Genomic DNA, 26153 nt, shown 5'->3' on the forward strand with positions numbered 1-26153 from the left:
AGGGATAATCAGGATTATTTATTGAAAACTTTTAAATTATTAATCATCGATACTTAAATCGATTACTATTTGGAATAGGGACAAAAGCATTTCCCTGCTGAATCCGAACTCTTTGACTATCCGGCAATTTGTGCCAGGGACGGGTAAATACATCCCAGCATGATGTAGTGATAGAGTCGTCCTGTAAATTTATATTTGACTTGTATCCTATTGCCCAGCCAATTTTTACTCCTTCCTCTATTAGCGTCTGAACAAGTGTAGGCAAGAATTCACCTTTACCCGCCTGACAGGCTTTCATTGATATCAAACCAACCTGAGTTAGCCCATAGTCGATAAGCATACGAGCAAATGATGCACCATCAAGCCCACCAAACTCTTCGTGATAAATTCGGTTGCCATGATCTGAACCATGAGCAACGACGATTAATTTTGAATTAAGATCGCACTGAGCAAAGGGCTTATCCGCAGGTTGAGAAAATTGACTGTGAGGAGGAGGTAAACACTGATAGCCGGAAATCGTTTTTGTGGCAAAGGAATGTGCCTCAGGTATCCGGTATTTTCTTTTGAATACTTCACTGGTTGGTAACAGAGGATCTCTGGGCCTGTTTGGTCTATTGACCGGAAATAATAGTATAAAAACTTTATTCCATTTCACGGTGTTACTTCTCCTTGTTATCGGAAAATAAATAATACGTATGCTTGGAAGCGGCTGCTTTTAGTGCAGTACTATAGCGGTTTTTGCTGATTGAAGATTAAATAGATGAGAAATGTTTGTAAGGAAGTCTGTGATTTCTGTTTTAGTGAGCCTTACGAATACAACGGTTAAGCCTGTCATTCGGGATAAAAGAGCAGGAGATTACCAGAAAAATCAATATTAGCTCTTTATACACAATGGATTTCAAGTTGTATCGCGGTGGTAGGGGTGAGCGAGTGCAGATAATAAAAAAGCAACCTGAAAGACGAAGTGTATAACATACCATATTTTGTTAGAATTCGTGATGTGAAATAGGGATTACTGTAGTGAATTAACAACAATAGGTTAATTGAATGGAAAGTATGTACCAGAAACTTAATGTTCTGAATAGAATTGACAAAATATTAATGGAGCATAAGCCCAATAATAGCACCGGTGTTAAACGGTTTATTTTAGAGTTTCTTTTTTTTGGTTTGATTAATGCCCGTTCGTGTTTATTTGCCGGTTTCTTCTTTCTAGCTTTATTTTTAGTGCCGGCAAAAGGTATCTTGGGTATACCGCGTTATGATGTGCTGTTGGTCTTTGCAGTAGCCTTTCAGGCATTGTTAATACGATTTAAACTTGAAACATGGGATGAATTTAAAGCGATATGTGTATTCCACTTAGTTGGTTTTATCATGGAGTTATTTAAAACATCAGCTTCTATCAGTTCATGGCAATATCCTGATGCTGCATTCACTAAACTTTGGGGAGTCCCGTTGTTTACAGGTTTTATGTATGCCGCTGTCGGGAGTTTTATTATACAATCATGGCGCTTCTTTAAAGTGCGCATTGAGCATTATCCACCGTACTGGATGGCAACATTGGTAGCTCTGGCTATTTATATCAACTTCTTTAGCCATCATTATATTGATGATTATCGCTGGTACTTGACGGCTTTTATTTTTGGGTTGTATGCCCGTGGCACTATTTTTTATACGCCATTGGATAAAGAACGAAAAATGCCACTGTTATTAGCGTTTATATTAATTGGTTTTTTTATCTGGTTAGCGGAAAACTTCGGCACCTTTTTTGGGGTTTGGCAATATCCTAATCAATTAGGCGCTTGGTCTGTTGTTCATGCAGGGAAGTGGGGGGCATGGTCATTATTGGTCGTTGTGACCTTTACGATTGTTGTCCACCTTAAACATATCAAATCAAGTGTGGCAATTGCCCGTTAGGGTAGTTTTGCCAAGTGGTGGGGTTCAGGAAGTTACCCCACCATTTCCCACTCAGGTGGATGAGGTGTGATATACACTTCGTCTTTCAAGTTGCTTCTTTGTTGGCTGCGCTCGTTCACCCCAGTTACATAGTTATCTATGCTCCTGGGGATGAACTCCCTTGCCGCCGCGATGCATCTTGAAATCCATTGTGTATATAACTATTAATATATTTCTTTTTACATCTATTGCATTGGCTTTGAGTGTTAAAAATCTATTTATTTTAATAGATTGGTAAGCATTTAATATATTCATTTATAGAAATCTGAATAAAGTAATCTCTCTTTTTTTATTGTTTATTTTTGTGTTTTTATATTTGCAACTATACTTTTAATTTAAACAAATGAATTTTCCATTAAAAATAACCTTGGGCTAACGACCTTAAATTACATTTAATAAAAACAATAAATTGAATGAAAATGTTTATTAAAAATCATTTTAAATAGCATCAAATGTCTTAAATAAAAGATGCTATTACCTGACTAACACACAATAGAGAGAAAGTTCAATGTCACTTACATATGAATTCCTTGTCCAATGGACACCCTCAACCGGTGACTGGAATCTTTACCAGTTTATTAATTCTGATACTGCTGAGCTTCATTTAGTTAAGTCAGGCAATTGGCAGACAGTAAAATCAGGGCATCAACTTATTCCCATTGGTAACTATGTTATCGACAGGGAAATCGCATCCAACCAGTTCCGTTTGTGGCAAGTCGATATCTCTCAGGCGGATTTTCTGCCGTCTCTGATAACACAAGGAGATCTGAGTGCTGAGTTGGATCCTTCGACAGAAATTATTCCTTTAGGTAATTATTTGCTGTTATACAAGCCAGATACCGGTGCCTATCAATGTCGGCGTTTCGATCCATTCAGTAATACATTGATGCTTACTGCCGATAGTCCACAGAATATTACCGGGCACTGGCAAACAATCAAGAATGCGGATTTAATACCCGTTGCCGGTTATGTCGTCAGCCGGGACAGAAGTGATGGGCAATGCAGGACGTGGATGTTTGACGGTGGAAGTGCCTCTGATATTCTGCCGAATCCACAAATTCCCGGTATGCAGTGGAAAATTGACCCGAGCACGAAACTTTGCACGCTGGGTGACAGAATTGTCGGCTGGGATCCTGATTCCCTCGATATTACTCTTTGGCCTGTTGATCCAACACTGGCACATCCGGGTTTACTTGCAAAAACGATCACCGTCTGGAAGAATGTATTACCTGCCGACACCGTACTGTTCGGTATAACACCCCTTGTTCCATTAGAATTGCCAACAGGAGTACAGGGCGGAGAGGATGGCCCGGGAACAATTCCCTGGATGCGGCAACGGATCAAAAAAGTTGTTTATCTGATGCTGGAAAATCGCTCCTTAGACCATATGTTTGGTGATCTTTATACCGAGGGTAAAGTCGGGAAATTTATTGGGTCTGATAAGCCTTTTGATGGAGCCAGTAATACGAATTGGAATGCGGATAAAAATGGTCACCGCTACTATCAAACCAAATTCTCCGTACACAGTGTGGACTACCCAAGAAGTGATCCCGATCATACATACTCAGGTATTATTCAACAATTATTTGATGGAACTAAGCCCGGTGCTGGGCATATTCCAGAAATGAAAGGTTTCGTCAAGAGCTATAGTTTCAGTGGGAAATCGCCCAGTGAGGTCATGGATTATTACGATCCTAGTATGCTGGAACCACTGAGTCTGTTGGCGAAACAATATGCGGTTTCCGATACCTGGTTCTGCTCTTTGCCTGGCCCTACTGACCCGAATCGGGCTTTCTCGCTAACAGGATCATCTTTCAGCAAAACGGAGAATTTCGATTCCGGAGAAATCTATATTTCGTGGCCTAAATCTCCTCGTCGCCCCTCAGTCTGGGATGTGTTATGGGCTCACGGTATTAAGGACTGGAAACTTTATTACCACGCGACATGGGGAAACCTGCAATATACCAACCAACTGTTTTTAAAGGGGCATATCGGCGAAGTCGATCAGAAAACTGACCATTACAACACGGATATCAGCGAATTCATATCATCAGCCAAAGCAGGCACATTACCCGCGTTCAGTTTTATTGAACCCGCATGGGTTGGAAATTCATCAGGCATGGTTCCTAACTCCTGTCATCCTCCTTCAGATATGGTACCCGGCTTAAAAATGGTAGCGGACATCTACAATGCTTTACGTCAGGGACCCGACTTCGATCAGACACTGCTGATAATCACTTTCGATGAGCATGGTGGTATCTATGATCACGTTCCACCTCCCTACACCAATAATGCTTATCGTAATGATACTGAGAGAGGTTTTGGCTTTGATTTGCTTGGGGTACGTGTCCCGACGGTGCTCATTTCACCCTGGATAGAGAATTCGACGGTTTTCCGCTCAGCGCAAGAAGGACGGCAATATGATGCCACATCATTTCTTTCAACCTTGTTGCAATGGCAGGGAATTCCGGCATCGAATTGGTGGTTAGGTGATCGCATACGGGCAGCTGCGAGTTTTGAATCGGTATTTCAGGCTGAGCATCTCCGTAAAGACATACCATCCAGTGTACAGGCTCCTGAGCTTGATCCTGAACAGCTCGACATGCCGATGAACGAGTTACATCAGCTCTTTATTACTCGCATTGTGTACACACTTTGTACAGGTATTTTATCCCCTGAAGAAATAGAGCAGGAAGTTCAGGGCATTTGCACCCTTGGAAGCATCCGGCTGGCAACACAGGCTTTGGATAAGCTGGAGAGCCGCCTTAATGCTGTTCACTCAAAAAATTGAGATAAATTATTATTGGCGTCAGATAGTTACCTGACGCCGATTTGTTGTTATTAAATATTGGGTATATATAATGGGAAAAAGTTTATATTGATAATATTAAGATGATTTGAAAAAATGAATCTATCTATACACATGAAATAATGATGGTTGTGTTTAGTTCTGGGTAGTTAGATTATATTTTTCAATTCAGACATATTTTTTATTTTCCAGTCGGCAACATCCCAGTATGAGTGATTGTATTCAATACTATTTGGTATCACCACGCACTTCATAGAGGCTGCTTTAACTGCAATCATACCGGTTTTTGAATCTTCTATTCCTATGCATTCTTTAGGTGAAACATTTAATTTTTCCGCAGCATTGAGATAGACCATTGGGTGAGGCTTATTATATGGCATATCATCTGCTGAGGAGATATAGTCAAAATATTTAGCGATACCACATTGTTCGACTATATTTAACAGGAGGGATAACGGAGAAGCAGAGGCAATACCAATCTTAATATTTTTTTGCGCTAATCGTTCTAAGCACTCCACTACTCCATCCATAATTGGTTTTTCTGTAAGAATTGATTTAATCCCTTTATTGAAAAACTCTTTTACAATTTCCGATTTATTTAAATTATCTTTATGATAAAGCTGGCAGGCTTTGTCTACCATACTTGGTACGGGTATCCCTGTCATATTAAACATTTCATCATAGGTCACTGGAACACCATAATGATTTAAAACTAGCATGCCAGATTTTTTCCATAGTGGTTCAGAATTAATCAGTACACCATCCATATCGAAAATAACCGCTTTCATTATTATCTCCTTTGCTTGGTTGTATAAGGTTGCTTTTGTTTTTCTATAGCAATAAAATCATCTTTTTTGCGTTTTATTAAATTTAAGATTCATCAGGTTATAATAATTATACTCTCATTATTCTGTAACTTATTATTTGTCTCTTTATTGTGATGTTAATCACAATTAAAATAGTGAAATTAATTAAATCTAGTATTTTAATATAAACTTGGTATCAATACATCGGTAAAATTATTGATGCCACACTAAATATTTCACTGTTCGTGTACTCGTCGGATTCATCCTGTTTCTGAAAAAAGTCACGTATTCAGAGTGTTATTCTTTATCTATTATGCTTATTTTTGCAAAATAATATATATGGCCACAGTGGAAGTAAGATGTTGGTTTTATCACCAAACGCAAACAAAGGACGTTAAAAAACACGGTATCAGCAAGAGTGGTCACCAGCGCTATCGTTGTTTATGCTGTAACCGTACTTTTCTACTCGATTATTCTTATCGAGCCTGTCAGCCGGAATAAAAGAACAAGCCGCTGAAACAATCTGGGTATCCGTGATACTATCAGCGACTTGCATATCAGTATTAATGCTCTTGTGGTCTTTAGCTTTATAGACCCTCCCAGATTCATGCTCTCCGTTTTTAACATAAACACTGTGCCATTAATAAAACCATCTAATTTCAGGAAATATATTCACTATTAATATCTTCATTTCTCTGAGATTTATTATTAAAATCCTTTTAGTTGGTTTTTCGAGACATATTGATACCTGTAGCATAAAATCCAATTTTTTCATATAACCGAATTGCAGCTATATTATCAGGTTCGACTCGTAGGTTGACCGATTTAATACCAAATATTTCAACCTCTGACATCAATTTCTGTAGTGATTCAAAACCAAGCTTTTTATTTCTATATTTCTGTAATATGTAAAAGTCCATAATAAATATGGATTTCTCTTCTGGTGTTTCTAAAATCCAAATATACCCTATATTGTATGATTTTTCTGAAAAGCTTTTATTAATAATGTATAATGAATTGTTTTTCTCAGGTTGATAATCAGGAAATGATGATTTAATAATGTTATCAGCTTTATTATAAGCTTGCTTCCGATTTAGTTGATGGTTTTTTATTAAGTCATTGCTATATTCTTCAATGAAAATATAGCAATATAAAATAATTTCCTCTTTGTAACAATTCCTTAGCGTTATCATGCAGTTCTCCATTTATTTCAGCAATCGAAAAATTCCCAGCACATCATGTAAAACTAATGTAACCAATATTGTATTAATGTGTAAATACACTAACAGACAGCCTGAAGAAAATCATCAGTTAAATATTCAATCAGAATAAAATACAATAATCAAGAAGCTTAACATCGTAAAGTATTTAAATTTTCAAAAAAATATATCATTATCAGATAATTTAATAAAAATAAATTTCACTTCCAATAAAAAACTTAAAAAAATTTATTCTTAGCATAATTAATCTAAAAAAAGTATGTTGGTACTTGCGTTCTATCCTTTACAGAGTATCTTAAAATAAATAACCATATAAAATAAAGTGTTATTTGCGAGGAGTTTCAGGAAGTTGTCTGGGTATCACCGGAAGCTATGAAAGCTATGAATCTGAATGAAGCAACACGGGTTACCTTTACCCAGAAGGGAATAATTTGACAGCTATTGCCGGCTCATCCCTGCCATTCATGATGAGGGCAGGGCGATAGATTCGAGTGAAATTAACGTTACAAGCGTGGTTTAGAAGTAAAAGCCTTTAATAATCAGATTAATGGAATTATCTATCGATATAAAATGGAGTTTTTGTCATAAAATCCTTCCGAAAAACCCTGAATGATATTATGCTGCATTCGGTTGTGCTAAAACAGAAATACTGATTGTGATTAATGCGTTGTATCCCTTCGTCCAGTTCAGGAAGTAGCTGAGGCCAGAATTTCTGAGTTAGTACGTCCTGGTATCACTAGCCCACAGAATCAATGCCAAGATTCTTGCGTGACCTTTAAAAAACAGTGGCCTTTACAAAACACAGTAGCCAAAACAACCTATTTTTCCCGCGACAACGATGCTCCCGAAAAATGATTGGGTAGTCATGTTTGTTATTTTCCCACACTTTAACTGAACGAAATTCAAAAAATTATTCATTGATCCGGTTAAGACATCAGGATGTCATGCAATCTGATCTGACTTTATCCAATACGAAAATATGCAGGGTCTCTGACATGCGCTACCGTGTTGAAAAGATTGAGAAGGTATGAAGATGATAATTAGTGAAGTGGTGGAGTCAGACAACGGCTCTAAAAAATATTTACTGTCGGCAAGTGATTCAGACTTAAGAAAAAGTGTTGAATCCACTTTCTTCAAGCATACCGAACAACATTTGCCTTATCTTTGTATTTCCAGCCAATATGGTTGTGCCGTTGGCTGTGTGTTCTGCGAAACAGGCAGGCAGAAACCATTGGGGAATATGACGACAGAACAAATAGTGCAACAGGTTTTATTATGTCGAGAACATTTATTAAATTCCGGATCACTGGGAGATAATCAGGAACTCAATACGATTCTGTTTGCTGGTATGGGTGAGCCGATGCTGAATCTAAAAGAGATCAGCGGAGCAGTTACTGAATTTAAAAGCCAATCACTGGCTAATCGGGTTACACTGACTTCGGTGGGTATTCGCCATACCGCAGATAAACTTTATGACCTTCCTCTGGATACTATTTCCATTTCTCTCCATGCAACCACGGATGAACAACGTGATATGTTGATCCCGTCAAAAGCAAAATTCAGCACTAAAGATCTGCTTGAATATTTTGCAACCTACCATCAAAACACCGGCGTTCCTGTCATCGTTAATTATCTGATGTTGGAGGGAATAAACGACTCGCAGGAAGATTTAGCCCGGTTAAAAGACTTGGTGGATAAAGACACCTTTATTATTAAACTGAAATACCTGAACGAAGTCAGCAGTATAAATGGGATTATACTGAATCCGTCTGAAGAAATGCCGGCTTTTGCAAAAGCACTTACTGAAGCTGGTTTCCGCTGCATATCAGATAAAAGCGATGGTACGGAAATTCTGGGTGGCTGTGGACAACTTAAATCTCAGATCAGGGATATCCGCAGTAAATATCGAATTATGTAACCTTTAATTTATGGCCTGGAGTCATCACATTCTGGGCCGCTGTCAGTATTTATCCGCGGCGCAAACTTTCACTCGGTGTCTCTCCATAACGTGCTTTATATTCAGCACTGAAACGCCCCATATGTGCAAAGCCCCAACGCAGGGCAACTCCCGTAACATTGCTTGCTTCTCCCGCAAGTAATTCTGTGCGGACATGTTCCAGGCGCAGATTGCGTAAATATTGCATCGGGCTGATATCCAAAAATTCCCTGAAACCGGAATAAAGGCTGCGTAGACTAACTCCCGCGACCTGAGCCAGTTGTTCAGCGGTAATGGGTTCGTGGGCGTGAGCCTGCAAATATTCCTGTACCCGACGAACATGCCGTGGCCGGATAGAACCTCTGTGGTTAGCGGGATCACCGCTGTAATTATGTTGATGTGCGGAAAGCAGGGTGACAGAAAGTAATTGTTCAATCTGACTAGTAATGAGCTTATATTGCAGGATGTCTGGCACCTGAACTGTACATTCAAGCAGATAGAGCATCAGACAGCGCCATGTCTGGCATCGTTGCCATTCGAATCCCAATTCAAATATCAATGGCTGATCCAGAGGATGCCCCAATTGCCCGACAAGAGTTCGTTCCAGTAATGAGCGGGAAATTCTCACCATAAATTGATCGTTATCAGCATTCCAGCGCATGGCAGTATGTTGATCCGGGCTGAGAACCGAGGCCAGATTCGGGGTTGAGTCAATATACTGGCCGCCACTTTCAATTGAGGCGCAGCCTGATAACGGCATTTGGATAAGAAAAAAGGAATCCAGCGCACCCGGTGTAATTTCAACATTTGCGCCATAATGCAGGCGGCTGATGGAAAAATCCCCAAAGGGTATGTAGTACATTCTGGCATTCAGTCTTCGGCTGCTACCCAGTATATTAAGCTGATGGGGCTTCATCACCCGCCCGACCATTGATCTTGTTTCATCAAGATCACGGGACGAAAAAAGCAGATGTTCCGGAGAACTGAGGTGAGACTCAATCGCAGATACAGCACCTCTGGAGTCCGTACACCTTGAATCGGAGCTTTTATTATCAACGTATTTATTATCAATGTAATAGTTGTGCCACGGATTGCTCGTCATTATCAGAAACCTCATAACGTCATACCCGTCGTTTCTCAGGCCGTAGTTTTGATTAACTCCCGAAATTCATAAGGTATATACAATGTTCTGATAAGCAGTATCCACATTTTTTCTAAATGGAAGCTATATCATCGTGAATATATTCATGAATGGGTATTTCAGTGTTCATGGCGATAATTCATAGCCAATATTCCTATATCCGTAGTAGTGGCTGTATTTCGTGATTGAAAATTGAAAGATGAAGCGTATATCCATTCTTTGCATGACCTATCCGGCTACTGCATAAATAACCATTGCATGATAGTTCATGTATTGATCATTAATTCATATTCTCCATACTCCTACTATACACTTCGTCTTTCAAGCTGTCTCTTTGTTGGCTGCGCTCGCTCACCCCGGTCACATAGTTATCTATGCTCTCGGGGACTCACTCTCTTGCCGCCGCGACGCATCTTGAAATCCATTGTGTATACATATACCCGTCTTTCTAGTTGCCTGAACTTATTTATTGGTTTCACTTAAGTCACCCTCAATTACCGTTTTTATAAATATACGGTTATCTACCGGGAAGTTATTCCCCTGTTGCTGCGATGTAATTCGAAACCCAGTGACATTAAAAAATTTGCATAAAATGCGAGGTGGACATGGCAGAACGATCCTTCGTTAAGGAAGTGGAAAAATTAAGATTGAAGCAGGGCGAAGTTTTCAGCGGAGAAGGCATACTCGCTGTCACAAAAGCGCTGCTGGAATCAGGTGTTGCCTATGTTGCTGGTTATCAGGGAGCACCCATTTCTCATTTGATGGATGTTCTGGCTGACGCACAGGATATCCTGTCTGAATATGGAATTCGTTTTGAAAACAGTGCCAGTGAAGCCACTGCCGCTGCCACACTGTCTGCCTCAGTTAACTATCCATTACGTGGTGCTGTGACATTCAAGGCAACAGTAGGGACAAATGTTGCCTCTGATGCGCTGGCAAATCTGGCATCCGGTGGTGTCTTAGGGGGAGCCTTGATCATAGTGGGTGAAGATTATGGTGAGGGTTCCTCAATTATGCAGGAACGCAGCCACGCATTTGCTATGAAATCACAGATTTGGTTACTTGATCCACGCCCTAATCTGCCTGCGATTGTAAAGGCGGTGAAGATGGGGTTTGAGTTGTCGGAAGCCAGCCATACACCGGTTATGTTGCAGATGCGTATTCGTGCCTGTCATGTATATGGGCGGTTTGTCTGTGCTGATAACCAGTTATCGGCATTCAGGGTTGAAAATGCACTGGAAAATCCGACCCGTGACCTCAACCGTATTGTTCTGCCCCCAGCCAGTTTTTTGCATGAAAAAGAGAAAACTCAGGAACGCTGGCCTGCCGCCGTGCGCTTTATTCAGCAGAATGCGTTGAATGAGTTCTTTGCTGAAGGTGCAGATGATATAGGCATTGCCTTACAGGGAGGGTGTTATAACACCGTGATCCGAGCGTTGAATTTACTGGGGCTGGCGGATGTATTTGGTGAAAGTTCTATTCCACTGTATGTGATGAATGTGGCTTACCCATTAATTGATGAGGAGTTTACACGTTTTTGTCACGGTAAACGGGCAATTCTGGTACTGGAAGAGGGGCAACCTAATTTTGTCGAACAGAATATCGCCAGTATCCTGCATCAGCACGATATTTCGGTTCGGTTACACGGTAAGGATCTACTGCCAATGGCGGGAGAATATGATACAGCCACAGTATTGGCAGGAATTCGTGCTTTTCTGCAGCGTTATGACCGGATTGAAGCCAAAGTGCCGGCTGCTGCCTGTCAGGTACAAATTCCATCAGTGACTTTACCGGATGGAGAAACGGAAGGCACGGCTGCGAGAAATGAAATATCAGGCAATGCGGTTCATGCCCGCCCTCCCGGTTTTTGTACCGGTTGCCCGGAGCGCCCGATTTTTACTGCGATGAAACTGTTAGAACGGGAGCTGGGGCAGCACCATATTAGTGCGGATATTGGCTGCCATCTGTTTGCTATTCTGCCGCCATTTAATCTGGGCAATACTACAATGGGGTATGGATTAGGCACAGCCAGCACTTCAGCACTGAATGCATCAGCCTCAGATAAACGGGCAATTTCCGTGATGGGGGATGGCGGGTTCTGGCATAACGGTTTGACGAGCGGTATTGCCAATAGTGTTTTTAACCGCAGCGATAACCTGACCGTCATTGTGGATAACAGCTATACCTCTGCTACTGGCGGGCAGGATATTCCATCTTCAACAGCCTTTAATACCAGTCGTAGCACGGGGCATGGCATCGAAAAAGCCGTTAAAGGGGTCGGGGTGAAGTGGATACGCACAATCAGGCGTACCTATGATCTCAAACGCATGATCAAAACTTTAAGGGAGGCTCTGACAACCAAAGAACAGGGCCCGAAAGTCGTGGTTGCGCAAAGTGAGTGTATGCTGAATAAACAGCGCCGGATAAAAAAAGAAAACAAAGTAATGCTGGCAGCAGGGCAGAGAGTGGTACATGAGCGTTTTGGCGTTGACCCTGATACCTGCACAGGCGATCACTCCTGTATTCGCTTGTCCGGCTGTCCTTCCCTTTCCATTAAGACAAACCCTGATCCGTTACGTACTGATCCTGTAGTCACTGTATTGAACAGTTGTGTGGGATGTGGGCTGTGCGGAGAAATTTCCCATGCAGCGGTGCTATGTCCCTCTTTTTTCAAGGCCAGAATTGTGACTAATCCCTCCCGTTGGGAGCGGCTGCTGTACCGTATTCGCAAACGTTTCATCCATTATCTGCAACGCCGGGATATAAGGCGTCGTGAACAAGATAAGGTTTAACAAACTGTCGCTGTCATCCCTGAGGGGGAAACCATGTTGGTATCACCATCCATGAATTCGTTGATGATGAAAATGAAAACCCAGCCAATCAAAATTGCCATTCTGGCAATGGGAGGTGAGGGAGGTGGTGTGCTGGCTGACTGGATTGTCAGTCTGGCCGAAGCATACGGCTACTTTGCACAGACGACCTCAGTACCCGGTGTCGCGCAACGGACGGGAGCCACAATATATTACGTTGAACTGTTCCCCGGCGCTGACGATCCCGATGCACCGGCTCCGGTACTGGCATTAATGCCGACAGCCGGTGATGTGGATATTGTGCTGGCCTCTGAATTAATGGAAGCCGGACGTGCAGTCCAGCGCGGTTTTGTGACTCCGGATCGTACAACGCTGATCGCCTCAACGCATCGGGCTTTCACTATGCAAGAAAAATCAGCAATGGGTGATGGACGGGTGGATAGCCGTCGGTTAATCCGACAGTCACAGCAGGCCGCCCGCTGCTTTATCCATTTTGATATGGCACAGATGGCGGAAAAGTGTGGCAGCGTCATGAGTTCTGTCCTGTTTGGAGCACTCTGTGGCACAGGTATCCTGCCATTCAGCAGTATTCAGTTTGAACAGGCGATTATCAGGGGCGGAGTCGGGATAAAGCCCAGTTTACAGGCATTTGGTCTGGGACTGAGCCGGACACAGGCAGCCCTTTCCGGTGGGCAATCTGCTGGCTGTAATCCCCCTTCCGGACACAGTGATTCGGCACATAAAAACGATGCCAGACATGACATTTTTGTTAAACATAGCAGTTCGAACAATGGCCATTCCATTAATAACAAGCCCATTAATCATAATGATGTGAACGCGCTTTTATCGCGTATTGAGGAAAATCTACCGTCCTGTATCCATAAAATCACGCTCAAAGCTGTCAGGCGGTTGATAGATTATCAGGATCCGGAATATGCCAGTTTATATCTTGATCGGCTGCAACATTTGGTCAGTCAAGTTGGCGAGAGTAATCAACAGTTACTGCGTGAAGCGGCTCGTCATCTGGTCCTCTGGATGACTTACGAAGACATCATCCGGGTGGCTGATCTGAAAACCCGTGCCAGCCGTTTCAAACGGGTTCATCAGGAGATACGGGCAAACAGGTATCAGCTCGTTGAAATTAATGAATTTCTACATCCCAGAACAGAAGAAATCTGCGACACCTTACCGGCCGGTTTTGGCCGCTGGTTATCCCGTCCTCACACTATAAACCGGATACTGACAAAGCTGTTCAGTCGCGGTTACGTCATTAAGACCAGCTCAATATGGGGATATTTACTGCTTTACATGCTGGCGGGTTTACGTCGGATACGCCGCTGTACCCTGCGTTTTCAACGTGAAACAACAGGAATTGACAACTGGCTACGACGCATCGTGGCAGCAGCAAAACATGATCCGGTACTGGCTGTGGAAGTTGTGAAGTGTCAGCAATTGCTGAAGGGATATGGTGATACGCACTCCCGTGGCCTGAAAAATTTTCAGACTTTGATGAACTTTGTCGATTGCCATCGGAAAAAGCTGTCGGCACACAATCTGAGACAATTACGTGAAGCCGCACTGGCCGATGAGGATGGCCGTCAATTGCATGAATATCAGCAGTATCTTGAAGCTAACATCCTGAAAAAGAACGGAGGAGGAGTCAGTAATGAGCCTGCATAAATTTGTACAGTCTCACAAAATTCGGTTTTCTGAATGTGATCCGGCGGGAATTGTTTTTTATCCCCAATATTTTGTGATGTTCAACAACTTGCTGGAAGATTGGTTCGATGAGCTAACGCCAGAAGGATATGCCGCTTACATTGCTAAGCACCGTTTTGGCTTACCCACAGTACATCTGGAAGCGGAGTTTAAGGCGATCAGTAGAATGGGCGATAAAGTCTGGCTGGAACTGAATGTTGAAGAGATTGGTAAAAAATCACTTAAGCTCCGCCAGCGCTGTTTCAGTCAGGAAGGCGAATTAAGAATGAGTGCGATTCAGACTTATGTCACGACCTCACTCGATACACATCAGGCAATACCCATACCCGATGAATTTTATTATCCATTAATTAACCAGCCATTAATTATCTAACCAATCATTCACCCAATAACCCGTGCCCCTAAGAGGTGTGACAGGAGAACCAGCATGAACAAAAAAAATATGAACATCGTGTGTATTGGCGGCGGGCCAGCGGGTTTATATTTCGGTTTGCTGATGAAGTTACAAAATCCTGATAACCGTGTTGTCGTGATTGAGCGCAATCGCCCCTATGATACTTTTGGTTGGGGAGTCGTATTTTCAGATGCCACACTGGAAAACCTGAGTAGGGCTGATCCGGTCTCTGCGAAATCTATTAGTGCAGCATTCAGCCGCTGGGAAAATATTGATATCCATTTCAAAGGAACCGTAAATCGCAGCGGTGGTCATGGCTTTATTGGGATTGGCCGTAAAAAATTACTGAATATTCTTCAGGATCGCTGTCAGGAATTGGGAGTCGAGCTGGTATTTGAGACGCAGGTTCAGGATGAGCAAGTAGTATCCTGCCAATACCATGCTGATTTGCTGATTGCATCCGATGGGATCAACAGCCAAATCCGTAACCGTCATGCTGAAAATTTCTGGCCTGATATTGAACAGCGCCATTGCCGGTTTGTCTGGCTGGGAACCCATCGGGTATTTGATGCTTTTACCTTTTTGTTTGCTGAAACAGAACATGGCTGGTTTCAGGCTCATGCTTACCAGTTTCAGGAAGGGCTATCCACATTCATTGTTGAAACAACGGAAGATACGTGGCTGGCAGCAGGGATTGACAAAATGTCGCAGGAGGAGGGCATTGCGTATTGTGAAAATATCTTTGCCCAATGGCTGGATGGACATGGCCTGATCTCCAATGCTACCCATTTACGCGGGGCTGCAATTTGGATACGTTTTCCCCGGATCCTCTGTAATCACTGGGTACACTGGATCAAACCAGAAGGTGATAATGGTAAAAATGTACCGATTGTATTGATGGGTGATGCGGCCCATACCGCGCATTTTTCCATTGGTTCCGGTACCAAACTGGCATTGGAGGATGCCATTGAACTCGCCAACAGCCTGAAAGCCAATAAGGGGAATTTATCGGCAGGGCTGGCTCATTACCAGAAAGTACGCAGCGTGGAAGTGCTGAAAATCCAGAATGCGGCGCGTAATTCCACCGAATGGTTTGAAAATGTGGCCCGTTATGAAGATTTTCCGCCAGAGCAGTTTGCCTATTCTTTACTCACTCGCTCGCAGCGTATTTCCCATGAAAATCTGAGGTTGCGGGATAAATCGTGGCTGGAAAACTATGAATATTGGTTTAATCGGCAGCCTGACCAATCTTCCCCGCTGATCCCGCCCATACTGACGCCTTATCAGATTCGGGGGATTAGGCTGAAAAACAGAGTCGTGGTTTCGCCAACACTGCTGTACAAGGCGGTAGAGGGTATTCCGGGAACATTCCATCAGATTCATCTTGGCAGCAGAGCTTTGGGAGGCGCGGGTTTAGTCATTGCCGAAATGACCGCGATTTCACCACAGGCGCGGGTAACGCCAGCCTGCCCCGGTTTGTGGAATGAGCAACAAGTGCAGGGATGGAAAACTATCACCGATTTTATCCACCAGAATACGGATGCACGGATAGGCATTCAACTGGGGCACTCAGGAAGGCGAGGCTCTACTCAACGGGGTTGGGAACAGGTTAATCATCCTTTGCCGGAAGGAAACTGGCCGCTGGTTTCTGCTTCATCCATGCCTTATTTGCATGGCATTTCACAGGTGCCGACTGCGGTGACTCAGAAACAAATGAGTGAAATTATTTCGCAATTTGTTGAAGCAACTCACCGTGCTATCACCGCTGGTTTTGACTGGCTGGAAATTCAGGCAGCTCACGGTTATCTGCTTTCCAGTTTTATTTCGCCTGTCACCAATCTGCGTGACGATGAATATGGGGGTTCGCTGAAAAACAGACTGCGTTTCCCATTAGCGGTTTTGCGTGCTGTTCGTCGTGTCTGGCCGGCTGATTTGCCGATATCCGTACGTATTTCTGCCACTGACTGGATAAAGGGAGGCACTACCGTTGATGAAGCTGTCATCATCGCTCGTACTCTCTATGAGGCGGGTGCTGATATGGTGGACTGTTCAACCGGGGAAGTTTCCGCTGAACAACAACCCGTTTACGGACGGATGTATCAGACGCCGATGGCTGATCGTATCCGTAATGAAGGTAATGTGCCCGTTATTGCCGTGGGGGCGATTACCGATGCCGATCAGATTAACAGCATTATCGCTTCCGGGCGGGCAGATCTGTGTGCCTTATCCCGCCCATTTTTATCCGATGCCGCATGGTTGCTGCATGAATGTGCCAGATATGGATGGACAGACATTAATTGGCCGGAACCGTACCTTTACGGAAAAGAGCAACTGGAACGCCAGCTTGCCCAGAAAAGTATCCTCTGAAGCTCAGACCGACTTTCAAATGATAGCTATTTATCTGTATAGGAGATACCTAATGTCTCAACAAGAAAATGTGCAGGAATATGAGCAGAATAGGCAAGAAAGCCACGATCAGTACAGAGAAGATATACTCGGGCGCGCCAATGTCGCCGATAGCCCTGAATTGCTGGCATATTACAAAGAGCTGGCAAAATATCACACCGGGGCACTCTGGACAATCGCCAACAAAATAGAGCCGTGGCAACCTCAATCCACTTCCGTTCCGGTACTCTGGCGTTATCGTGACTTACGTGAACATGTCCTTAAATCCGCTGAACTAGTGACTCCGGAAAAAGCCGGTCGTCGGGTTGTCTATCTGGAGAACCCCGGTAAATCCGGTGAAGGGCCGGCTGTCGGTTTACTGTATTCCGGGCTTCAGACTATGCAACCGGGAGAGTCTGCTTCGGCCCATGCTCATTCTTCTTCGGCCCTGCGTTTCATCATGGAAGGGCGTGGTGCCTATACGATTGTTGATGGTCAGAAGATGTTGCTGGAAGCGAATGATTTTGTTCTGACACCCAATGGAACCTGGCATGAGCATGGGGTGGAGCCTGATGGTTCTCCGTGCATCTGGCAGGATGGTCTCGATATGCCCTTGGTGAATACTCTGGAAGCCGGGTTTTATAAGGTACACCCTGATTTGCGTCAGGTCGTGACTGAACCGGTGGATTCTTCTGTGGCGCTGTGGGGAGCGCCTGCTCTGCGCCCGCAAAATGTGGGCTGGGATAAACCCTATTCACCATTATTCAGATATCAATGGAAGCCAACTTACGCCGCTCTGCAAGGTTATGCCCGCATATCACGGGGATCACCGTTTGATGACATCTTGATGTACTACACCAATCCTCTGACTGGCGGGCATGTTATGCCGACTCTGGGCGCCAGTATGCAGCTATTGCGCCCCGGATTTATTGGTAAGGCCCATCGGCATACCGGCAGTTTCATCTATCAGGTCGCGAAAGGAGCGGGATATTCTATTATTGATGGTCAGAGGTTCGACTGGCAGGAGCGGGATATCTTTTGCGTACCTTCATGGAAATATCATGAGCATGTGAATGCATCACAAACCGAAGATGCCTGCCTGTTTTGTTTCAGCGACTTGCCGGTGATGCAGGCATTACAGTTGTATTATGAAGAAGCCCTGAATGAGAATCACGGGCATCAGCGAGTGGGAGAATAAAATGCGTTTAATTACTTATCGTACTGAGATAACGGCTGAGGCTCGATTGGGGGCGATAGTGAATAATAATGTCGTTGATCTGGAAAAACTGGCGGCTCATAGTGGCAGCACATTACCGGATAATATGCTGGATTTTATTGAACTGGGGCCACTCGCCATCAGTAGCACTGCAATGTTGCTGAATTCATTTGACGGATTATGGCCGGTTGGTGTCATCCGGCCACTGGAGAATGTCAAAATCCTTGCTCCTATTCCCCGCCCACGTAAAAACATCTTCGGCATTGGTCTGAATTATGTTGAGCATGTTGAAGAATCCAGCCGTTCGCTGGATACGGCAAAAGATCTGCCCAAAGAACCGGTTATCTTCTCCAAACCACCTTCCACGGTGATTGGGCCGGGGGATGCCATCGAGCATAACAGTGAAATTACCCGGCAACTGGATTGGGAAGTGGAATTAGCCGTTATCATCGGAACACGGGCCAAAGGCGTATCGGAAGCTGATGCCCTGAAATATGTTTTCGGTTATAGCCTGATTATTGATATGAGCGCCCGTGACTGTCGTCGTGCCGGGCAGTGGATCTATTCTAAGGGACAGGATACTTACGCGCCTTTTGGCCCCTGTATTGTGACGGCCGATGAAATCCCCGACCCACATGATCTCGCCTTGAGCCTGAAAGTTAACGGGGTAACTAAACAGGATTCCAATACCCGCCATATGTTATTCAAGGTTGATGCCCTGATCGCTGATATCAGTAAAGGTATTGTGCTGGAGCCGGGTGACATTATCGCCACGGGAACACCGTCAGGCGTAGGGGCAGGGCGTAACCCGCAAGAGTGGTTATGGCCGGGGGATGTGATTGAAGCTCACCTTGAGAAAATCGGTGATTTGCGTCATCCCGTCATCGCCGTATAGACCTCATTCATATTAAGCAGAGACCTGATATGCTGAATCTCCCTAAATTCAAGGCAGCTGCGGTACAGGCTGCGCCAATCTTTCTGGATACGGAAGCCACGGTTGATCTCGTTTGCCGGTTAATTCATGAGGCAGCGAATAACGGAGCCAGTCTGGTGGCTTTTCCTGAAGTTTTTATTGCCGGTTATCCCTACTGGAACTGGGTCATGAACCCTGTGCAGGGCAGTCCGTGGTTTGAAAAGCTGTGCAAATCGGCCATTGAAGTACCGGGTGCTGAGATCCTCAAAGTGGCACAAGCCGCGGCGCGTCATCACATCAATGTTGTTGTTGGCATCAATGAACGCAATCCCAATGGGGTTGCGACGATTTATAACACATTGGTGACCATTTCTGACGAAGGGAAGATTTTGGGGCGACATCGTAAATTGGTACCAACATGGGCAGAAAAATTGACATGGGCGAATGGCGATGCTTCTTCATTGACCGTACATAACACCAGTATTGGCCCGCTGGGCGTGCTGGCCTGTGGTGAGAATACCAACCCACTGGCGCGTTTTACTTTGCTATCACAGGGGGAGCTGGTACATGTCGCCAGTTACATTTCCCTGCCTGTCGCCCCGCCGGATTATGATATGGCAGAAGCTATCCGTTTACGGGCCGCCGCGCATTGCTTTGAAGGTAAAGTTTTCACTATTGTTTCTTGTTCCACCATCTCGCCGGAAATTGTGCAGGCGATGGCTGCCAGCCACCCTGAATCCAAACATCTGCTGGCCCGTCGTAATAGCGCGTTTACGGGAATTATCGGACCGGATGGGCGTGTGATTGGCACTCCTCTGATTGATAAAGGAGGGATTGTTTATGCGGAAATTGACTTGAATCGTTGTATTCAGCCCCGCCAGATGCATGATATTACAGGGCATTATAATCGTTTTGATATTTTCGATCTGGCCGTCAGCCGACGAGCCATGAATGCAGTCAGATTTACTGATGAACCTGAACAGACTGATTTTAATCCAGTTGTTGATGGGGTTAATCCTATGCGGGAGGATATTCCATGAGTGAGCAGCGTCGTTTTCGGGTAGGGCTGATTGTACCCTCCTCAAATACCACGATGGAAACAGAGATCCCGGCGATTTTACGTGCCCGTGAAACGGTAGCGCCTGAGCATTTTACCTTCCATTCCAGTCGTATGAGAATGAAAACAGTCAGCAAAGATGAACTGGCGGCAATGGATGCAGACAGTGATCGCTGCGCACTGGAACTGTCAGATGCTTCAGTGGATGTGTTGGGATATGCCTGTCTGGTGGCAATCATGAGTATGGGGAAAGGATACCACCGGATTTCTGAAAAACGCTTACATTTGAGGACATCAGAAAACGGATATCCGGCACCGGTGATCACAAGTGCCGGTGCATTGGTGGATGGGCTTCATGTTTTAGGGGCAAAACGGGTCTCAATACTGACTCCCTATATGAAACCGTTAACACAGTTGGTTATCGACTACATCGAAAATGAAGGCATTGAAGTCATTGACAGTATTTCGCTGGAAATTGCGGATAATCTGGCGGTCGGGCGTCAGGATCCGCTGGCACCCGCGGAAATAACAAAAAGGCTGAACAGCAATGTGGATGTGATTGTTGCTTCTGCTTGTGTACAAATGCCTTCACTGGCCTCAGTCCCTGTAATCGAAGCCCGTATGGACTTACCTGTAATTTCAGCTTCTGTAGCGACAGCCTATATGCTTCTGAAGCAGCTTAGACTGAATACCTGCGTACCGGGTTTTGGATCATTGTTATCCTGAAAACTGTTTTCTGACATGAAAATAATCCCCTGAGAAAAATGAGCACGGACTATTGGTATAGGCAACATCCCGTTGTTGAAAGAGCTATTGCAAGAATTGAGTATAACTATGTAACCGGGGTGAGCGAGCGTCGCCAACAAAGAGGCAACTTGAAAGACGAAGTGTATAATAGTGGTAATGCTCTGTTAATGACCTATAACACTCTAAGGAAGACCCGGTATATGACACGCTACGAGCAACTGGCAGTGACAATCCGCCAACAGATAGAAGATAATATCTGGCTGGTGGGGGATAGGCTACCCTCCTTACGGGAATCGGTAAAATCGTCAGGATTGAGCTTGATGACAGTATTGCAAGCCTACCAATTATTGGAAAGTCAGGGCTGGATCGTAGCACGCCCACAGTCAGGCTATTATGTCGCTCCCCGGATAAAGCCGTTTGCCGCGGCAAAAGGGGGAAACAGGCTGAACTTGAGCGAAAATGTAGAGATCAGCGCCTCAATTTTTGATGTTTTACAGGCGTGCAAAGATCCGAAAATCATTCCTTTTGGCTCTGCGTTTCCCGACCCATCCTTACTGGTGGAGCCCAAATTAGCCAAGACATTAGCCTCTGTAGCCCGTCGTTTTGCCCCCCATAGTTCACTGGTGAACTTACCTCCGGGAAATGAACAGTTGCGCCGCAATATTTCCCGTCGTTATGCTTCACAGGGTATGCATGTTTCTCCTGATGAAATTGTGATCACCGCAGGAGCAATGGAATCTTTAAGTTTCAGCCTTCAGTCTGTCACTTCTCCCGGCGATTGGGTGGTAATTGAATCACCTGCTTTTTATGGTGCGTTACAGGCCATTGAACGTTTGCGACTGAAAGCAATTGCCATCAAGACGGATCCGAAAACCGGGATTGATTTAGATGTACTGGAAGAAGTGGCAGGAAAATACCCGATAAAAGCCTGTTGGCTGATGTCCCGTTTCCAGAACCCTCTTTGCGTTAGTATGCCGACAGAAAACAAACAACGGCTGGTGGAAATTCTGAATGAAAATGAAATTGTCCTGATTGAAGATGATGTTTATGGCGAACTCTATTTTGACCAGAACCCGCCTATGCCGGTTAAGGCATGGGATAAAGAAAATAATTTCATGCATTGTTCATCATTTTCAAAATGCCTTGCTCCCGGATATCGGGTTGGCTGGGTAGCAGCAGGAAAACATGCCCTGAAAATTCAGCAACTCCAGATGACGAGTACTGTTTCAGCCAGTATCCCGACGCAGCTGGCGATTGCTGAGTATTTGTCTCAGGGGGGATATGATAACCATATACGACGTCTACGGCGTCAACTGGAGCAAAGGCAGATTCAGATGCTACGAGCGGTGAGTGAGTATTTTCCCGATTCTGTCAAAGTCAACAGTACACGGGGCGGTTATTTTATCTGGCTGGAATTTGAACCGCCTTTCAATGCCAAGCGGCTGTATCAGTTGGCGCTGGCCAAAAATATCAGTATTGCGCCCGGCAGTATGTTTTCTACCAGTTCTCAGTTTGATCATGCTTTCCGCCTGAATACTTCGTTTGTATGGAACGAAACTCAGGTTGCTGCTATGAAAACATTAGGAAGTTTGTGCCGTATGTTGTTAAAGGAATACGGGTAATCAGTCACATTTTAACTGTTTTTCTATTGCGACATATAAAATTCTTTGCGAAGTTTACAATTCGACATAAATTGCCTCTTTAGGTGTAAATAAAATATAAAAGCAGTGGAAAAATAGGAGCATGAGAATGAAGTGTTTCGATTATACAGAGTTACCAAGAGAGCAATGGGTTGGGGGCATCGGGGAAGTAAGAGATATTGTTTGTTGGCCTAATGCTGATGATTTTGCCTGGCGTGCCTGCTTCACATCTATCCATAAAAATGGGGTATTGGGGCACTTCCCGGGGATTGATCGTTCAATTGTATTATTAAAAGGTAAGGGGCTTCGTTTAACCAGTCCAGGGTTCCTTGAACATGAACTGGTACAAAAAATAGCTCCTTTCCATTTTTCCGGTAATACTCCGGGTAATGTTGAACTATTGGATGGTTCTGTTCAGTGTTTCAATATCATGACCCGTAATTCTGAGTGGGTTTCTGAAATTTCCTTTGTGACTGATGAGCGCAAATTACCAACATCTCACAGCGGTGTGCTTTATGTCCTGAAAGGGCGTTGGGAAATCACAGGTACAAATAATGTGCAGCTGGCTTTTGGACAAGGAGCATGGTGGTTGCCTGATGATATACGCGAAGGGGCGATTAAGCCGTTAGTCGCTGATAGCCAGTTGCTATGGGTGGATTTACATTCGGCTGAATAGACTCAGCAAAGAATCAACTGGAAAGACGAAGAGTCTATTTAATTAAAACCTGTGACCTGCTTTATTTCAGGCCACAGGTTGTGTGATATGTACTTTATGCCAAAACACAATTATGGTTTCCAATCTTTCATAGTAAAGTTTTCATAATCCTGCATCTCGATTGCTATTAGATACGATTTATTTCCGTAGATATCTGTGAATCTGAATAAAGGGCTTGCATTGTCCCAATCATCCCAGAAATCGTGTACTGGTGACTGAAAATATAATCTACTCAAACAAACAGCATCTGTACGTGGAGTGGTTACTATAGTGACTTTTGGCGTTGCCTCGTATGTAAAGTCATCTATACTTTTTTTTGTAGAGTGATTATCCCCTGCATCTTTTACTGTTCTTTCTTGCCCCCAGATAAACCAAAGATAGAGATCGTTAGCTTTTGTATGATGGGTGAAGCAACGATAATTATTCTCTGTAGTATAATTATCGTTATAAGTCTCAGAAACGGTGATATTCTTAATTGTAAAGTCACCAAATTTAATTTTTGGAAGAATATAATAATTATTCTGCACCCATTTATAGTGTTTTTCCCTAGCGTCCGTTTTAACTACATATTCACCAAAATTGAAGTCTTTTTTTATAATATGGATAAGATCTTGTGCATGATAAATAATAGGAGGATAACCAACAAGGGTAGTAAATTTATTGCCTTCCCTGTGATCTTTTAAGGTCAATTGATCAAATGTTTTATAAGTTTTCCCATCAAGTGTTATTTTCGCTGATATCCTGATCGAATCAATATTATTAGTTGTAACCCAAAAGAGCTTCCTTTGGTAATATGGTGGTTTTTCATCTGACTTATAATGCTGTACCTTTCTATATGGCAAATCAAAAAAATTTTCCATTTTAAATGTGTCATTAGCAAAAGGAAATGTATGGCTATAATCATTTTCAATGCTAGTATATGACCATCCTTCTGGCAGTTTTTGACTGTCAGTGAATTTAATTAATTCAATAGTATCTAATATACTATCATATAACTTAACTTGTTCTTGATTAGCATCCACTGCTACAATTGTAATAAAAACGCCAACTTGCATATTCCCATTGGCATAAAGATAATCTTGTTGATGACCTGAGTACAAATCAATACCAAAATGACTCAAATGGTCGACTACTCTAGGGTAATCGTTATTTTCATCTAATCTAATCATATTATTTCTCCTGCTTTATTAAAATATTTCCAGCTCTTATTAGGGAACGGTTTTTATCTTTTAGGGTTTTAATTTTATAGAGTAATATAGTCTTAAGATTAAAATTTAATTACGGCTGCATATCTTGTAGGTGAAAGGATTTAGCACCCTCCATAATAAACTCTATTTGATAGGATTGATTTCCGTAATTGTCATAAAATCTGAAATGAGCCAAGGCATCTGGCAATTCAACCCAGAATTTCTCTACTGGTGACTCAAAGTACAATCTGCTGAGACAAACAGAATCTGTACGTGTTGCTGTTAAGATATCAGCTTGTGCAATTGATGTGTACGTTGTCTCAACATTTGGAACAGATGTTTTTCTTACTGTGAGGTGTTCATCCCCTACCGTTTTATCTTTTTTCATTGTTCCCCAGAGAAACCAAAAATAGAGATTATCAGATTCTACACGATGGACAATGCCATGGTAATTAGCAATATTGAAATCATAATCATTGTAAGTGTCTTCTATATCAACATGTTTTACTGAGAATCCAGTGGGTTTATTTATCAAAGTGAGATAATAATTGTTCTGTTGCCAATCATAGTTTTTATCATAATGTTCAGGTGGTGATATAGAATATTTTTTATCTATATGAACAACGTATTGACCAGAGCGTTCTAGGACAGGATCTGGATGTTCAAGATCGTCAGAATGATAAATAATACGGGGATATCCCGTAACGCAGGCACATGAATCTTGACTTCCCTGATTTGTTGAAAATATTTTTTCATCAAGCAAAACTTGTGCTGCAATCATGATGGCTTCATATTTTGTTGTTGTAACCCAATAGATTTTTCTTTGATATTCAGAGTTATTATCTAATTTATTTACGGTTGTTTTTTTATATTGTGAAGGGGACTTTTGAGTATTTTCAGGAGTAGGGTGAGGAAAAGTATTATCATAATCATTTTTAGTTGAACTATATGACCATTCTAGGTCTAATGTGTTCCCAGTTACATAGTTAATTAATTCTATTTTATCGAGTTGGTCATCAGATAGTTGAATAATATGTAGATTTTCATCCATTGCTTGAATATTAATCAATACACCCACTTGCATATTACCATTAGCATATATGACATCACTTTGATGGCCGGAAAGTAATTCTATACTAAATTCTGTTAAGCTAATTATTCTATTTACTTTGTTAGTGTTTTTTTGTTGTGAATTCATTTTTATTTCCTCAGGTGAACATAAAAACCCCTGCCTTATAACATCATAGAATTAATCTCTGGTGAAAATTTTAGTTTTCAAAGAGCTATAAAAATGGAGTGATTTATGTTTGGTATTGATATCATATCTAGTCTAATTCAGGCTATGACATAAGTATTTTAAAAACTAAAAAGAATATTGTTAGTATAGTTCATATTATAAAGAAGTAGAATGCTGGAGGTGGCTGAATTTTACAAGCTATGACTAATGTTTATATTAATATGTCAATAAGAATGACTTTATTTTTACTTTAATTTTTAACTAAAAA

19 protein-coding genes and 2 pseudogenes are annotated in these 26153 nt (G+C 42.9%); 15 read left to right on the forward strand and 6 right to left on the reverse strand.

Annotated features, from left to right (window positions below; genetic code table 11):
- Positions 1-43 precede the first annotated feature (43 nt).
- Positions 44-655 carry a hypothetical protein gene (locus AACS92_RS08615; protein ID WP_099110811.1) on the reverse strand — a complete coding sequence of 204 codons (612 nt, stop codon included), beginning with the start codon at positions 653-655 and terminating at the stop codon, positions 44-46.
- Between the two features lie 392 nt (positions 656-1047).
- On the opposite strand from AACS92_RS08615, the gene AACS92_RS08620 reads away from it, so the two are divergent.
- Both AACS92_RS08620 and AACS92_RS08625 read left to right on the forward strand, forming a co-directional pair.
- Positions 1048-1914 carry a DUF817 domain-containing protein gene (locus AACS92_RS08620; protein ID WP_099110812.1) on the forward strand — a complete coding sequence of 289 codons (867 nt, stop codon included), beginning with the start codon at positions 1048-1050 and terminating at the stop codon, positions 1912-1914.
- A gap of 547 nt (positions 1915-2461) precedes the next feature.
- On the forward strand, positions 2462-4744 hold the full coding sequence (locus AACS92_RS08625; RefSeq protein WP_099110813.1) for an alkaline phosphatase family protein: 2283 nt from the start codon (positions 2462-2464) through the stop codon (positions 4742-4744).
- Positions 4745-4911: 167 nt separating this feature from the next.
- Here the strand turns inward: AACS92_RS08625 and hxpB are convergent, their stop codons facing one another.
- Positions 4912-5550 (reverse strand): hexitol phosphatase HxpB, encoded by a 639-nt coding sequence (hxpB, locus tag AACS92_RS08630; protein WP_206602251.1) that lies wholly within the window; start codon positions 5548-5550, stop codon positions 4912-4914.
- Between the two features lie 357 nt (positions 5551-5907).
- Between hxpB and AACS92_RS08635 the strand changes: the two are divergent.
- Positions 5908-6145 (forward strand): annotated as a pseudogene (locus tag AACS92_RS08635) (IS1/IS1595 family N-terminal zinc-binding domain-containing protein); the annotation flags it as partial.
- A 142-nt stretch (positions 6146-6287) separates the two neighbouring features.
- Here the strand turns inward: AACS92_RS08635 and AACS92_RS08640 are convergent.
- Positions 6288-6761 (reverse strand): GNAT family N-acetyltransferase, encoded by a 474-nt coding sequence (locus tag AACS92_RS08640; protein WP_099110816.1) that lies wholly within the window; start codon positions 6759-6761, stop codon positions 6288-6290.
- A 360-nt stretch (positions 6762-7121) separates the two neighbouring features.
- Between AACS92_RS08640 and AACS92_RS08645 the strand changes: the two are divergent.
- Positions 7122-7223, forward strand: a pseudogene (locus AACS92_RS08645) (nucleoside triphosphatase NudI); the annotation flags it as partial.
- A 592-nt stretch (positions 7224-7815) separates the two neighbouring features.
- The gene (locus tag AACS92_RS08650) at positions 7816-8706 is read left to right on the forward strand and encodes a radical SAM protein (RefSeq protein WP_099110817.1); all 891 of its coding nucleotides are present in this window, start codon (positions 7816-7818) and stop codon (positions 8704-8706) included.
- A 49-nt stretch (positions 8707-8755) separates the two neighbouring features.
- Here AACS92_RS08650 and AACS92_RS08655 read toward each other — a convergent pair whose 3' ends face one another.
- Complete coding sequence (locus AACS92_RS08655) at positions 8756-9826, reverse strand: AraC family transcriptional regulator (RefSeq protein WP_099110818.1); 1071 nt, start codon at positions 9824-9826, stop codon at positions 8756-8758.
- Positions 9827-10470: 644 nt separating this feature from the next.
- On the opposite strand from AACS92_RS08655, the gene AACS92_RS08660 reads away from it, so the two are divergent.
- The 10 genes from AACS92_RS08660 (at position 10471) to AACS92_RS08705 (ending at position 23422) form a co-directional block, all read left to right on the forward strand.
- The gene (locus AACS92_RS08660) at positions 10471-12657 is read left to right on the forward strand and encodes a thiamine pyrophosphate-dependent enzyme (protein ID WP_099110819.1); all 2187 of its coding nucleotides are present in this window, start codon (positions 10471-10473) and stop codon (positions 12655-12657) included.
- A gap of 33 nt (positions 12658-12690) precedes the next feature.
- Positions 12691-14355: an indolepyruvate oxidoreductase subunit beta family protein gene (locus AACS92_RS08665; protein ID WP_241537976.1), complete on the forward strand. Its 1665-nt coding sequence runs from the start codon at positions 12691-12693 to the stop codon at positions 14353-14355.
- Positions 14342-14767, forward strand: coding sequence for an acyl-CoA thioesterase (locus AACS92_RS08670; RefSeq protein WP_099110820.1), 426 nt, complete (start codon positions 14342-14344; stop codon positions 14765-14767). Before AACS92_RS08665 ends, AACS92_RS08670 begins: the two co-directional genes overlap by 14 nt.
- A 54-nt stretch (positions 14768-14821) precedes the next feature.
- Complete coding sequence (locus tag AACS92_RS08675) at positions 14822-17155, forward strand: bifunctional salicylyl-CoA 5-hydroxylase/oxidoreductase (RefSeq protein WP_241537977.1); 2334 nt, start codon at positions 14822-14824, stop codon at positions 17153-17155.
- Between the two features lie 52 nt (positions 17156-17207).
- A complete protein-coding gene (locus AACS92_RS08680) occupies positions 17208-18371 on the forward strand; it encodes a cupin domain-containing protein (RefSeq protein WP_099110821.1) in 1164 nt (387 codons plus the stop codon).
- A 1-nt stretch (position 18372) separates the two neighbouring features.
- Positions 18373-19284 (forward strand): fumarylacetoacetate hydrolase family protein, encoded by a 912-nt coding sequence (locus tag AACS92_RS08685; RefSeq protein WP_099110822.1) that lies wholly within the window; start codon positions 18373-18375, stop codon positions 19282-19284.
- A 29-nt stretch (positions 19285-19313) separates the two neighbouring features.
- On the forward strand, positions 19314-20342 hold the full coding sequence (locus tag AACS92_RS08690) for a carbon-nitrogen hydrolase family protein (protein WP_099110823.1): 1029 nt from the start codon (positions 19314-19316) through the stop codon (positions 20340-20342).
- Positions 20339-21085 carry a maleate cis-trans isomerase family protein gene (locus tag AACS92_RS08695; protein ID WP_099110824.1) on the forward strand — a complete coding sequence of 249 codons (747 nt, stop codon included), beginning with the start codon at positions 20339-20341 and terminating at the stop codon, positions 21083-21085. Before AACS92_RS08690 ends, AACS92_RS08695 begins: the two co-directional genes overlap by 4 nt.
- Positions 21086-21306: 221 nt before the next feature.
- On the forward strand, positions 21307-22728 hold the full coding sequence (locus AACS92_RS08700) for an aminotransferase-like domain-containing protein (RefSeq protein ID WP_099110825.1): 1422 nt from the start codon (positions 21307-21309) through the stop codon (positions 22726-22728).
- Positions 22729-22855: 127 nt separating this feature from the next.
- Positions 22856-23422 (forward strand): HutD/Ves family protein, encoded by a 567-nt coding sequence (locus AACS92_RS08705; RefSeq protein WP_241537978.1) that lies wholly within the window; start codon positions 22856-22858, stop codon positions 23420-23422.
- A gap of 110 nt (positions 23423-23532) precedes the next feature.
- Here the strand turns inward: AACS92_RS08705 and AACS92_RS08710 are convergent, their stop codons facing one another.
- Together AACS92_RS08710 and AACS92_RS08715 are read right to left on the reverse strand one after the other, a co-directional pair.
- Positions 23533-24630 carry a hypothetical protein gene (locus AACS92_RS08710; protein ID WP_099110827.1) on the reverse strand — a complete coding sequence of 366 codons (1098 nt, stop codon included), beginning with the start codon at positions 24628-24630 and terminating at the stop codon, positions 23533-23535.
- 109 nt (positions 24631-24739) lie between these two features.
- Positions 24740-25846: a hypothetical protein gene (locus tag AACS92_RS08715; RefSeq protein ID WP_099110828.1), complete on the reverse strand. Its 1107-nt coding sequence runs from the start codon at positions 25844-25846 to the stop codon at positions 24740-24742.
- Between the last annotated feature and the right edge of the window lie 307 nt (positions 25847-26153).

Source organism: Xenorhabdus sp. KJ12.1 (assembly GCF_963876495.1).
In the GTDB taxonomy this organism is placed as follows: Bacteria; Pseudomonadota; Gammaproteobacteria; order Enterobacterales; family Enterobacteriaceae; genus Xenorhabdus; species Xenorhabdus stockiae.